Genomic DNA, 12,118 nt, shown 5'->3' with positions numbered 1-12,118 from the left:
TTATCATATCACGAGGCCTGCCAATGTGGGTGGCGATCTCCCCCCTCAGCGAGGCCCTGACGATGAAGCTCTATTTCGCCCCCGACACCTGTTCGTTCTCGCCGCACATCGTGCTTCAAGAGCTCGGAATGCCCTACGAACTCGTCCGCGTGAACAATCGGACGAAACGCACATCCACCGGAGAGGACTTCCTCGCCATCAATCCAAAGGGCTATGTCGCAGCACTCGAACTCGAGACCGGCGAGGCTCTGACCGAAGGCCCGGCCATCGTTCAGTATCTGGCCGACCTGAGGCCGGAAGCGGGATTGGCTCCGGCCGCTGGTACGCTGGCACGGGTTCGGCTCCAGGAATGGCTCAACTTCATCACCAGCGAGGTCCATGCCGGATCGAGCCCGCTGTTCAATCGAGCCTTGCCGGAGGAGGCGCTGGTGATCTTCCGGGACCGGCTGTTCCGGCGTCTCGACTTCATCGAGGTGAATCTCGCATCTCGGGATTATCTGGTGGGCGACGGCTTCACGGTCGCCGACGCCTACCTCTTCACCGTGCTCGGCTGGATGAAGGGGTTTTCGATCGATCTCGACCGTTGGCCGGCGATTGCGCTCTACATGCAGCGCATCGACACGCGGGCGTCCGTCCAATCTGCTTTGGCACGGGAGGCGGAGATTCCTCCCGTGGAATGACACGCAAGTTCGACGTCGACCCGTTGATCGGAAAGCGGCCGGTGGTCGCGGCGCGCGGCAGAGAAGATTCAGGGAGCGTCATCTCGTTGGAACGTTCCCGGCGCACAGGATCGGACAGCGCCGACAACCATCCGGCAGGTTTGGGGTGGAGGATGCCTCAGATCAGGGCATCCGCCGGCCGGATCGTGCCGACCTCGGCGCCGGCCCAGGTGGTGACGCCGCGCCGGCTCCAGGGCGCCAGGGCTTCCAGGTCGGCCGCATCGAGGGCGCCCAGCCGGGCCAGAACCGCGACCAGCGCGGTTTCGGCCGCACGCACGGCGCCATCCTCGACTTTCAGCGCAACGCCCAGGCCCAGTGCCGGCAGGGCGGCGGCATAGACGCCCTCGGCGCCCACTTTGGCCAGCACCCGGCCGGGCGCGCGGCCGGCCAGGGCCGAACACAGGCGGCCCTGGCCGGCGATCAGGTGTGGTGCCTGCCAGACCGCGTCGGTCAGCCGGCGCATCGCCGCCTGACGGGCGGCGGCCTCACGCGATGGATCGGCAATACGGGCGAAGGCCAGCGCCAGGGCCTGCAGGGGCATGGCGATCACCGGGATGCCGCAGCCGTCGATGCCTTCGGGGGCCGCATCGAGCGGATGGTCGCCAAGCTCGGCCAGGGCGTCGCGCCAGCGCCGCTGCACCGGGTGGTCGCGATCACCATAGCCGGCCAGCGGCTCGCCCAGATGACGGGCAGTGGTGAGAAAGCCGCAATGCTTGCCCGAACAGTTGTTATGGGCGCGTGACGGCGCCCCGCCATCGCGGACCAGCGCCCGGGCGGCGGCCTCGGTGGTCGGCCAATGGGCGCCGCAGATCAGGTTCTCGGTGCCGAGCCCCAGCCGGTCCAGCCATGCCTGAACCCGCTGGACATGGACCGGCTCGCCGCCATGGCTGGCCTGGGCTAGCGACAGATCGGCCGGCGACAGCCCCAGCGCATCGGCGGCGCCGCTTTCGATCAGCTGCAGGGCTTGAACCGGCTTGGTGGCCGAGCGCGGATAGACCAGCCGCGCCGCATCGCCCACCGACAGCACCACCTGCCCGCGGGCGTTCACCACCGCCACCGCACCGCGATGCCGGCTTTCCACAAAGCCGCCGCGCACCACCTCGACCAGCACCGGATCGGTGTTCATGCCCCGCCCGCCCTCAGTCACGCCCGCCCGCCCTCATTCACGCCTGCTTGTCCTCATTCACGCCCGTGTGGCCATGACCGGGCCACAATGCGCGAAGCCGCACCGCCGTTCAAGTCGGGTGGGGGCAGGTGGGGTGGGTCGGCGGCCGCGGGTCGATCAGAAGCGGATGAAGGGGTTCAGCAGCCGGCCCAGGGTTCCAGTCAGGGTGATCGGCGCATCCAGCACCGCCAGACACAGACACTCGCCGTCATCATGGGCGATCGGGCGATGGTCGACCGCGCCGGTCGAGATCGCGACGTCACCGGGCAGGTAGTCGCCGCTATGGTCGCGATAGCCGCCGGCCAGAACCATCAGCGCCTCGGTGCCCTTGTGGGTGTGATGCGGCATGGCCCGCCCGGCCCCGATCTTCATCAGCACGGTGCGGGTGCCGGGCCGCCCCACCGCCAGATCGACCGTGTGCACGCCGGGGCCGCTCCACCGCCAGGGCAGTGCGTCGGGCCGGGCGGGCAGATAGGCGAGCAATGGCCGGGGCAGGCGCAGTGCGTCGGCGCCCAGTGGCAGCAGGCTGTCGAGATCGACTCTATGCTGGCCGGTGGTGGCGCCATCGGGCGCATCATCGCCGGTCTCGGCATCCTCGGCATCGATGCGGGCGAACAGGCGCGACAGGGCATCGTCTGCGACCGGCACCGGCTGGGCCTCATCGAGCAGCGCGCCGCCCACGCCGTCGAGCAGCCGCAAGCTTTCGCGGCAGGACGGGCAGAGCGCCGCATGGCAGGCCACCAGCAGCGCGTTCGCCTCGTCCAGCGTGCCGGCGGCATAATCCACCAGCCATGCCTCGGGCATATGATGTTGCGGACCGGTCATCCGGCGGTCTCCCATCGGGCCTTTGCCCGTCCTCGTCTGATACGCCATCACTGCACCGGACCCAATGTCTGGGCCAGCGCGACCCTGAGCTTGGAAAGGGCCAGACGCAGCCTGGACTTCACCGTGCCGAGCGGCAGATCCTCGGTTTCAGCGATGACGCTGTGGGATTTGTCCTCGAAGAAGGCCAGTTTCAGCAGGTGGGCCTGATCGTCGGGCAGTGTCGCGATGGCTGCCTTCAGCCGGGCATGATCCTGCTGATCGCAATAGGCGGTTTCGGCCGATGCCACCATGCCGTCGCCCGTCAGGGTCGGGTCGTCCAGCTCGATCCCCGGCCGTCGTTCCCGCCGCAACGCATCGATGCTGCGGTTGCGGGCGATGGTGAAGATCCAGGTGGACACCGACGCCTGACGCCGATCGAAGCGATCCGCCTTGCGCCAGACGATCAGCAGGGTTTCCTGGGTGATCTCTTCGGCGCGCCCGGCATCGAGGCCGCGGCGCATCAGGAACCCCTTCACGCGGGGCGCGAAATATCCGAACAGCTCGCCAAAGGCCCGGCGATCCTGATCGCGGGCGATCAGAACCATCAGGTCGGCCATGTGTTCGGATGCCGGGCGCGAGCCTTCGGAAGCCCCGCCACGACCGCTCGCCGTGGTCATGATGCCATCTAACAGAACTGTCGCGCGGGCCGCAAGCAGGCGCCGGGGCACGGGCCGGGATATCGTCTGGATCTGCACGCAGGTGTCGTCCGTCATGCGCCGGCCTTTCGGGCCACTCGTGGCTGTGGATACACTGCCAATACGATGTGGCGGCGGTTGCGGATCACGCGACGCCCGTTGATCATACGCTTTATTTCAGGGCGCCATGCGGCGCCAAAACCGACGACCAGGGTCGTACAACCCCCCGCAATATTTGACGCGGGCGCCCGTGCAGGCGCATATACCGGCCGAAGAGGAGACGCCGCGCGGACATGGCGGTTCGCAATGAGCCAGGCCTGTGTCCGCCACCCGCTGACTGCCTGATGGAGCCGAGGACGCGATGACCGAGATCACCACCGCCGCCGCAACGCGCGTCGAGAAGGACACGATGGGGTCGCTCGACGTGCCAGCCGATCGTTACTGGGGCGCCCAGACCCAGCGGTCGCTTCAGAACTTCAAGATCGGCGGCGAGAAGATGCCGGTGCCGCTGGTGCGCGCGCTGGGCACCCAGAAGCTGGCCTCGGCGCGGGTGAACATGGCGCTGGGCGTGCTGGACACCAGGATCGGCGAGGCGGTTGCCGCAGCCGCCCAGGAAGTGGCCGATGGCAAGCTGGACGACCATTTCCCGCTGGTCGTCTGGCAGACCGGGTCTGGCACCCAGAGCAACATGAACGCCAACGAGGTGATCGCCAACCGCGCGATCGAGATGCTGGGCGGCGTGATCGGCTCGAAGAGCCCGGTGCATCCGAACGACCATGTCAATTGCGGCCAGTCGTCGAACGACACCTTCCCGACCGCCATGCATATCGCGGCGGCGGTCGAGGCCACCGGCCATCTGATCCCCAGCCTGCGCCATCTGCACAAGGCGCTGGCCGACAAGGCCGATGCCTTCGCCGACATCATCAAGATCGGCCGCACCCACACCCAGGATGCCACGCCCCTGACGCTGGGCCAGGAATTCGGCGGCTATGCCCGCCAGATCGAATATGGCATCGCGCGGGTCGAGGGCTCGCTGGCGCGGGTCTACGAACTGGCGCAGGGCGGCACGGCGGTCGGCACCGGCCTGAACGCCAAGATCGGCTTCGCCGAGGCCTTCGCCGACGAGGTCGCCAAGATCACCGGCCTGCCGTTCATCACCGCCGCCAACAAATTCGAGGCACTGGCCGCGAATGATGCGCTGGTCGAGCTGTCGGGCGCGCTGAACGTGCTGGCCGCCAGCGTGATGAAGATCGCCAACGACATCCGCTTCCTGGGCTCCGGCCCGCGTTCGGGCCTGGGCGAACTGCTGCTGCCGGAAAACGAGCCCGGCTCGTCGATCATGCCCGGCAAGGTCAACCCCACCCAGTGCGAGGCGCTGACCATGGTGGCGACCCAGGTGATGGGCAATCATGTGACGGTGACGGTGGCCGGATCGAACGGCCATTTCGAGCTGAACGTGTTCAAGCCGGTCATCATCTACAACGTGCTGCAGTCGATCCGCCTGCTGGGCGACGCGGCGGTCAGCTTCGCCGACAATTGCGTGGTCGGCATCGAGGCCAATACCGGCCGCATCGACGAGCTGATGCGCAACTCGCTGATGCTGGTGACGGCGCTGAACCCCTATATCGGCTATGACAACGCCGCCAAGGCCGCCAAGACCGCCCATAAGGAAGGCACCAGCCTGAAGACGGCGGTGGTGACGCTGGGCCTGCTGACCGAAGACGAGTTCGACCGCTATGTCGACCCGAAGCTGATGGTCGGCCCCAGCGCCTGATCGATACGGGCCGATCCCGGACGGGGCGGACATCCATCATGACAACGGGCGGCACCGGGACACCGGCGCCGCCCGTTGTCATGTCGGCTTTTCCAGGCCGGGCGCGATCTGGTGGCCGATCAGCGCAGCCGGATGAACCCCAGTAGTTCGGCAATGCGGGCGCGGTCGAGTGTCTCGTTCTGCGGCACGCAGAGATGGCCATCCATGTGGGTGGCGGACAGTGTGGCAGGCAGGGCGGGCGCCTGGGGTTCTGGCCCGGGTTCGAGTCCGGGTTCCGGCTTTGGCATGGCTTCGGGTCGCAGGTCCGGCTTTGGCGCGGGCTGCGGCTGCGGTTCGGGCTTCGGCTGTGGTCGGGGAGGCGGGTCGGCCGCGGCCACAGCCTCTGTCATCGCCTCTTCGGGTGGTGTCTCGGCGGCGTCACCGCCGAACAGGCGGGCAAAGAAATCGGCAACCGGGTCGGACGCGGTCTCGGCCGCCGCCGTCTCGGTGTCTGCCTGGCGTTCGGCTGTGGCTTCCGGTTCTGGTTTGGCTTCGGATTCCGGTTCGGCATCGTCACCATCGAGCCAGCGGCCGACGCTTTCGAACAGGCTGCCCAGACTGTCCTGCGCCGCATCCGGGGCGGCGTCCTCGTCCGGCCCGGCCACCGCCTCGGGCTCCACCGCCTCGGGCTCGGCCGCAGCGGCGGGTGCCGCCACGGGGGCGGCCTCGGCTTCGGCCTGTGTGCCGGCGGGTTGATCGGCAAGCGCGGTCGAGAACAGCACGCAGCGGGCATTGGCTGTGTCGGCCCGCACCCAGTCGAGCGGCGCCTGTACCGCTCCCAAGGCCACCGTCATCTGGCCGCGTTCACCGATGGTATAGGCATAGCGCTGGAAATAGAGCGGCAGCGACGCCTCCAGCGCCGAGACGGGATCGCGTGGCGTGTCATCGCCGATCATTGCGCGATCGATGTCACTGGCGCCGGTGGTTCCGGCATCAGCCAAGGCGCGGCGGGCCTGTTCGCTGCGGGTGTTGCCCAGAAAGCCGCTGACCGCCGCGAACACCGCCTCGCCTTGCGGATCGGTGTCGCCCGCATTGCCGCCAGCGCCGCCGGCGATGCCGATCGGCCGGCCTTCACCGTCACGGGCGACAGGCGCCGTGGTGTCGGCCGGTGCCGACAGGTCGAGCCCGGCCAGACGGGGATCGGCCGCGCGCACCGGGGCGAGTGCCGGGCGGCCGTCATCATTGCCGGCTGGCTGTGAAGCGGTGGCGGCGGGGGCCGCGCGCACATCGGCGACTGGCCGTTGCTCTGTGTCTTCCTCTGTGTCATCTCCCGCCGGCTGATCGTCCGGTGCATCGGTCAGGGCATGGCGGCTTTCCGGCGACAGCCGCTGCACGCGCAGCTGGCCACGCGGCACGGCGCCATACAGATCACCATAATCGGCGATCGCCCGGTCATAGATGCCATAGGACTGAACCACGAAGCGCTGCGGCTGATCGTCGAGCGCCGGCCAGTCGATCCGCACCGGTGACTGCCGTTCGCTCATCACCCCATAGCGTGGCGGCACCATCTGATCGATCAGCGGCGCGCAGGCGGCCACGGGCATTAGCACCGACAGGGTTAGTACCGTCCGGCTGCGGGATGGGCGCGAGGTGGTCATGATGGCTGAGGCCTCGGGTGGACGGCCGGCGCCGTATGATGGCGGGCATCGGGGGGAGTGACGACGGCCACAGCCGATCACGGGCGCGTGCGCGGGTCAAGGCCGGCCGAACCGGCGGCGCCGTGCTTGCCCGGCATCGGTCGATCGGCTTTGATGCGGCGGGCCATCCACCGCCATGACGCGAGACCCCGAGCCGATGTCGCTGCTGACCATCATTCTGGCACCGATGCCGGTGCTGCTGGCCATGGGCCTGCTGGCCGCGCGCCGGTCTTCGATCGAGGCGGGGCTGGCCGGTGCGGCTCTGGGCGCCGGTCTGGCGCTGGCCGGCGGGCTGCCCGGCGCCGTGCTGGCCGATGCCGCCCTGCGGTCGCTGTGGATCGCCTGGATGGCGGTTTCGGTGATCCTGGCCGGGCTGGTGTTCGATGCCGTGGCATCGCCGGTGCGCGGATCGGCGTGGACCGATGCCGCAGCCACGACAGCCGGCCCGGATGACCGCCGCTATCGTCGGATCTTCACCGCCTGCATGCTGATCGGTCCATTTGCGGAAAGCGCCACCGGCTTCGGGGTGGGCGCGGTGGTGACCGCGGCTCTGCTGCGGGGGGAAGGGCTTGGTGGCGCGCGGGCGGCGGTGCTGGCGCTGCTCAGTCAGTTGCTGGTGCCCTGGGGCGCTCTGGCGATCGGCACTCAGGTCACGGCGGTGCTGATGCGTCATGATCCGCACCAGTTGGGGGCCGCCGCGGCAGCGGTGTCGGCGATCGCCTATGCCGGCGGGCTGGTGGTGCTGCGGCTGCAACTGGCGGCGGTGGGCATCCGGCCACGGCGCCGCGACCGGCTGATCGATCCGCCGCTGGTCGCCGGGCTGATCGTGGCGCTGGTTGTGGCTAATCTGTTTCTGGGGCCGGAAACCGCGGCGCTGGCGGCGCTGGGCCTGCCGATCGCGATCGATCTGGGCGTGCGGCGCCGCGACGTCGCCATCCGGACCACCACCCGCATCCTGGCGCCCTATCTTGCCCTGACCCTGGTGCTGCTGGTCACCCGGCTGGTGACGCCGCTGGCCGAGGCGCTGCGGCACTGGATCTGGCAGCCGGTCGACGGCCTGCCCGGCTATGCGCCGCTGCACCATCCTGCCGGCTGGCTGCTGGCGACCGCGGTCGTCGCCGCCCTGATGGCGGGCAACCGGCCGGGGCGGATCGGCCACGACATCGCACGCGGCCTTGGCCATGGCATCCGGCCGGCGGCGGCCACCATCGCCTTCGTGCTGCTGGCGGGGGTGTGGGCGGCGGGTGGCGCGCCGACGGTTCTGGCGGCGGCATGGCGCGATGTCGCCGCCGGCGCCGACTTGGCGATCATTCCGCCGCTGGCCGGCCTTGCGGGCTTCCTGACCGGCAGTAATGTGGCGGTGGCGGCGATGATCGCACCACTGGCCGATGCGCTGCCGGGGATGGGCGCCGACGGTGGCGGCGCCGGTGCCCTGATGGCGCTGCTGATCGCGGCCATGCTGCTGGTGGTCGGCGGGCTTGCCACCATGGTCTCGCCGATGCGCCTGGCGATGGCGGCGGCGCTGACCGGTGCGGCCGCCTCGGACGAGGCCGCCATCCGCCGCCGCAGCACGCCCCTGCCGGTGGCCGTGGCCCTGCTGCTGGGCCTTGCGGCGGCCGTGGCCGGGCTGCTTGGCTGACGGTCGCGCGGCCACAAGTGGCCGCATCCGGTGGTGGGACGCCGCAGCGATCGCCGATGACGACAGCGGCACAATCCTGCGCCCGCATGATGTTGCCGGCGGCGGTGCGGGGCGCTGGCGCCGCGATGTCGATGGCATGCTCGATATCGTCTGGTTCGGCGCCGTCGGCGACAATGACACCGACTGCACCACGGCCCTTCAGGCAGTCTTCAATGCGGCGCGAACCGCTTCCGGCGGTGCAAAGGACATTCTTCGGGTGGATGTGCCGGTCGGCCGCTTCGTTTTCAAGCAGACGCTGTGCCGCCGTCTCCATCTGCTATGAGGGGTTCAGCAGCCCCGGCTTCGATGGTGTCAGGCTCAACAATCTCTATGTCTATGGTCTGCGGATCGAAGACCCGCGCGCCACCGGCGTCTATGTTCAGGATGGTCGCGGCATTCAGATGTTCAGTGGCAAGATCGACGGCTCGTTTGGCAGCGTCGTTCCCCAAGGCGTTCCGGCCATGCATCTGCGGGACACCACCAATCTGCGCTGGCGCGATGGGTTCATCGCCGGCATGAAGGGCCCGACCCTGCATGTCGAGGGCTATACTTCGGCCAAGATCATCGATCCGATCCGGGCACCGGGCAGTGGTACGGCGATGATCACCGGCGCGGCGGAATTCGGCCCACCTTCGACTCCGGGCTATCTGCCCGGCCATGTGATCGTGGCCGGCGTCACGATTTCCGCCGGCCGCCTCAACCTGCAGATGTCAACCTATGTGACGGCAACGTCTGACGCGGTCTGCAACATGGCGCAGGGGCTGTTCCTGGTCGACAAAACCTCGGGCCGGCGCTGGCATGTGCAGGATGATTTCCTGTCCGACGGAGGCCGCCAGTTCCGGATCTGGGGCAATGTGACCGGCCAGATTGCCGTCGGTGCGGCCATGCGCGTGGAATGGGACGTCTTCCCCAGTTTCCGGCTGGCGCTCCGCGACACCACTCTGCTGCGACCACAGGAGGCGCGCAACGAGGCCGAGGTGCCGCGGCTGTTCACCGAGGTGGCATCGAACCTTGCCCTGTCGGACCCGGTCTTCGACGGCGCAGGCTATGTCACCATGGTGTCGACCGGGATGGTCATGACCGCCGATGAGCACAGCGGCCGCGTCCTGATCGACACCAGCACCCGCGAGGCCTGGTACATCGCCGGCAATGATGCCGCCGGCACGCTGATGCTGTGGTACGACCTCACCGCAGACCTTGCGGCGGCGATTGCCGCCGGGCATCTCTTCGACATCGCGACCGGCATCGACCGCACCATCCGCCTGATCGGTGACAGGGCGCTCTGGCAGTCTGCCGACCGGTTGCGGCAGGGCTCTTTCCCGGTGACCGACTGGAAGACCGGAGGAACAGCCATCGGCTGACCGACCGGTCGGGGCCGGCCCGCCTGAATTCCGGCAACGGTTGCGGAAACAAGCTGCCGGCCGGCCACGTTAAGCCCTTGCCAAACCGCTGGTGCGGCGCTATCGTCCGCGCCGTTCGCAGGGGTTTCGCGCCCCGGCGTTCCGGCCGGCGTAGCTCAGGGGTAGAGCAACTGATTCGTAATCAGTAGGTCGTTGGTTCAATTCCGACCGCCGGCACCAGAGATTTCAAAAAAGGCGCCATGCAGGGCTTCCTGCATGGCGCCTTTTTTGTGGCGGCCATTGTTGCCGCAAGTTGCAACAGTTCATCATGCCGCATTTTTAGAGTCTCGCGACAGACTGGTCCCCGACACCGCGGCAAGCCCGCCGTCGGTGTCGGACATTGTGAGGATCTTGTTTCATGGCATCCGTCGACTTCCAGTCGGTCGACATTCTGGCCGATCTGCGTTCGCTGCCGCTGTCAGGCGGCGTGCCCGCCATCCCGATGGTCGAGGTGATCCGCGCCACCACCGGCACCACCGCCGGGGGTGGAGCCTTCCGCTTCGACACGGCGTCGCTCGCGGCCGATGACGGCGCGACCGTGCTGCGGCCGTCGGCGCTGACCTCGGGCCAGCCCGGCCGCTGGCTGCGGCGTGACACCGCCCGCCCGGTGGCCGGCTGGTGGGGTGCTGCCGGCGACGGCATCACCGATGACGGCCCGGCGCTCGCCGCCGCCGACGCCTATGCGGCCACCATCGGCGGCAGCCTGTTCATCGACCGGCCGCACAAGGTGGACCAGGATCTGGCGTTCACGGCGCCGGTGGTGTTCGAAGGCGCCGGACGGCTGGTGGTCGGGCATGAGGTGCTGGCGTTCACCGGCACCGCCATCGGCCCGCAGACGCCGGGGCCCGTGATCGCCGCGGGGGCCGTGCCGCCCTATCTGCTGTTCACCAGCGGGACCGGCACGATCAAGCGCGGCCGACGCTATGTCGCGTTCGGCGAAGAACTGCTGCCGCGACTGGCGGCGAGCTGGACCGCATCGACCAACGTTGCCGCCAGCTGGTTTTTCGTCAATGGCTCGAAGCCCGGGCGTGGGCAGTTGCCGTTGCCGTCGCGGGTCGAGATCGGCACCACCATGCTGACCAGAGCGGCCAAGTTCAGCGAGATGGCCCCCGACAATTGGGCCTATGGCGTGCAGGACGGGCTGGAGGAAGGCACCCTTTATCTGCGGCTGGCCAGCGGCTCGCCGGTGTCGGCCCCGGACGTGATCCGCGCAATGTATTTCCTGCCGGCGCCGCAGTTGAATGCGGTGGATGTCGATATCGCGACGATGCCTGAGGTCCAGTCGGGATACACCGTGTCGGACGTGGCCGGAACCGTGTCGTTCACCGTGGGCTCAATCAACGGCAACCGCCTGTATTCGACCACCGGCGCACCCGGGCTGGCCGTGGGAACGCCGCTGCGATATCGCGTCGATGGCGATGCACCGTGGCAGCCGCTCGGCACTGTGGCCGCGACCGTGCGCGAACCCTTCGATCCCCACCGGCTGTGGGGCATGGGTGCCTTCGAGGGCGGCGCCAACCGCCTGTGGGTGCGCAACGAAGTCAAATCCTATGGCTGGACGGTGGCCCGCCCCCATCGCATCAGCTTCGGCGGGCCGGTGATCGCGCCCGAGGCGGCCGACCTGTTCGTGGATGGCGACATCCGCTTCGCGGCAGGACAGGTGGCATCGATCGCCTGGTTCGGCGCATCAACTGCCGCCGTCGACAATCAGGGCGCCATTCAGGCCGCGCTGGATAGTATGCCGTCGGCCGGAGGCACTGTGCTGGTGCCGTCGGCCAGCGGCCGGTATATGTGCGGCGATCCGACGGTGCTGGGCCAGTTCCAGATCGAGGTGGGCAGCAACACCACCCTGCGCTGGCTGGGCCGCGCGGCGATCGCCTGCGACGAGGCGTGGCGGGCACTGCGCGGCGGCCTGATCAGCCTGCGGCGGTCCGGCGAGAGTGCCGTCAATATCACGCTGGTCGACGCCGAGGTCGATGCCGGACATGCCCCCAGCAACAACGGCATCGGTGTCGGCACCAATACGTGGGAACGCTGGCTGCTGACCACAGTGCGTGGCCTGCGGCTGGAACGGCCACATGTCTACAATGCCACCGGCGACAACATGACCGGCCAGGGTGGCAAGCAGGGGAATCGGGTGAAAATTTTAAGCTGCGATGATGCTTGCGAGGAAGTCGTCGTCCCAAGCGGCGACCTTGCGTCGGAGG

Annotated in this window: 9 protein-coding genes, 1 tRNA gene and 1 pseudogene; 7 read left to right on the top strand and 4 right to left on the bottom strand. The window is 68.6% G+C overall.

Annotated features, from left to right (window positions below; genetic code table 11):
* Positions 1–62 precede the first annotated feature (62 nt).
* Positions 63–680 (top strand): glutathione transferase GstA, encoded by a 618-nt coding sequence (gene gstA / locus IEW15_RS10495; protein WP_188577676.1) that lies wholly within the window; start codon positions 63–65, stop codon positions 678–680.
* A gap of 157 nt (positions 681–837) precedes the next feature.
* On the opposite strand, the gene IEW15_RS10490 is transcribed toward gstA, so the two are convergent.
* The 3 genes from IEW15_RS10490 to IEW15_RS10480 all read right to left on the bottom strand — a co-directional run bounded on the left by IEW15_RS10490 (position 838) and on the right by IEW15_RS10480 (position 3,365).
* The gene (locus IEW15_RS10490) at positions 838–1,845 is read right to left on the bottom strand and encodes an asparaginase (protein WP_188577574.1); all 1,008 of its coding nucleotides are present in this window, start codon (positions 1,843–1,845) and stop codon (positions 838–840) included.
* A gap of 156 nt (positions 1,846–2,001) precedes the next feature.
* Complete coding sequence (locus IEW15_RS10485; protein WP_188577572.1) at positions 2,002–2,709, bottom strand: ChrR family anti-sigma-E factor; 708 nt, start codon at positions 2,707–2,709, stop codon at positions 2,002–2,004.
* Between the two features lie 47 nt (positions 2,710–2,756).
* A complete protein-coding gene (locus tag IEW15_RS10480; protein ID WP_306432605.1) occupies positions 2,757–3,365 on the bottom strand; it encodes a sigma-70 family RNA polymerase sigma factor in 609 nt (202 codons plus the stop codon).
* Positions 3,366–3,744: 379 nt separating this feature from the next.
* On the opposite strand from IEW15_RS10480, the gene fumC reads away from it, so the two are divergent.
* Complete coding sequence (fumC, locus tag IEW15_RS10475) at positions 3,745–5,157, top strand: class II fumarate hydratase (RefSeq protein ID WP_188577570.1); 1,413 nt, start codon at positions 3,745–3,747, stop codon at positions 5,155–5,157.
* Between the two features lie 119 nt (positions 5,158–5,276).
* Here the strand turns inward: fumC and IEW15_RS10470 are convergent, their stop codons facing one another.
* Positions 5,277–6,794 carry a hypothetical protein gene (locus IEW15_RS10470; protein ID WP_188577567.1) on the bottom strand — a complete coding sequence of 506 codons (1,518 nt, stop codon included), beginning with the start codon at positions 6,792–6,794 and terminating at the stop codon, positions 5,277–5,279.
* Between the two features lie 175 nt (positions 6,795–6,969).
* Between IEW15_RS10470 and IEW15_RS10465 the strand changes: the two genes are divergently transcribed.
* From IEW15_RS10465 to IEW15_RS10445, 5 genes and pseudogenes are all read left to right on the top strand, one after another.
* Positions 6,970–8,472 (top strand): L-lactate permease, encoded by a 1,503-nt coding sequence (locus tag IEW15_RS10465; protein WP_188577565.1) that lies wholly within the window; start codon positions 6,970–6,972, stop codon positions 8,470–8,472.
* Between the two features lie 136 nt (positions 8,473–8,608).
* On the top strand, positions 8,609–8,794 hold the full coding sequence (locus tag IEW15_RS10460; RefSeq protein WP_188577563.1) for a hypothetical protein: 186 nt from the start codon (positions 8,609–8,611) through the stop codon (positions 8,792–8,794).
* Positions 8,733–9,872: a hypothetical protein gene (locus tag IEW15_RS10455; protein ID WP_188577561.1), complete on the top strand. Its 1,140-nt coding sequence runs from the start codon at positions 8,733–8,735 to the stop codon at positions 9,870–9,872. Before IEW15_RS10460 ends, IEW15_RS10455 begins: the two co-directional genes overlap by 62 nt.
* A gap of 144 nt (positions 9,873–10,016) precedes the next feature.
* Positions 10,017–10,091 (top strand) — tRNA-Thr (locus tag IEW15_RS10450).
* Between the two features lie 178 nt (positions 10,092–10,269).
* Positions 10,270–12,118, top strand: a pseudogene (locus IEW15_RS10445) (hypothetical protein); the annotation flags it as partial.

The sequence above is a fragment of the Tistrella bauzanensis genome (assembly GCF_014636235.1).
Taxonomy (GTDB): domain Bacteria; phylum Pseudomonadota; class Alphaproteobacteria; order Tistrellales; family Tistrellaceae; genus Tistrella; species Tistrella bauzanensis.
The sequence above is the reverse complement of the archived record's forward strand: the minus strand, read 5'-3'. Positions and strand labels throughout refer to the sequence as shown.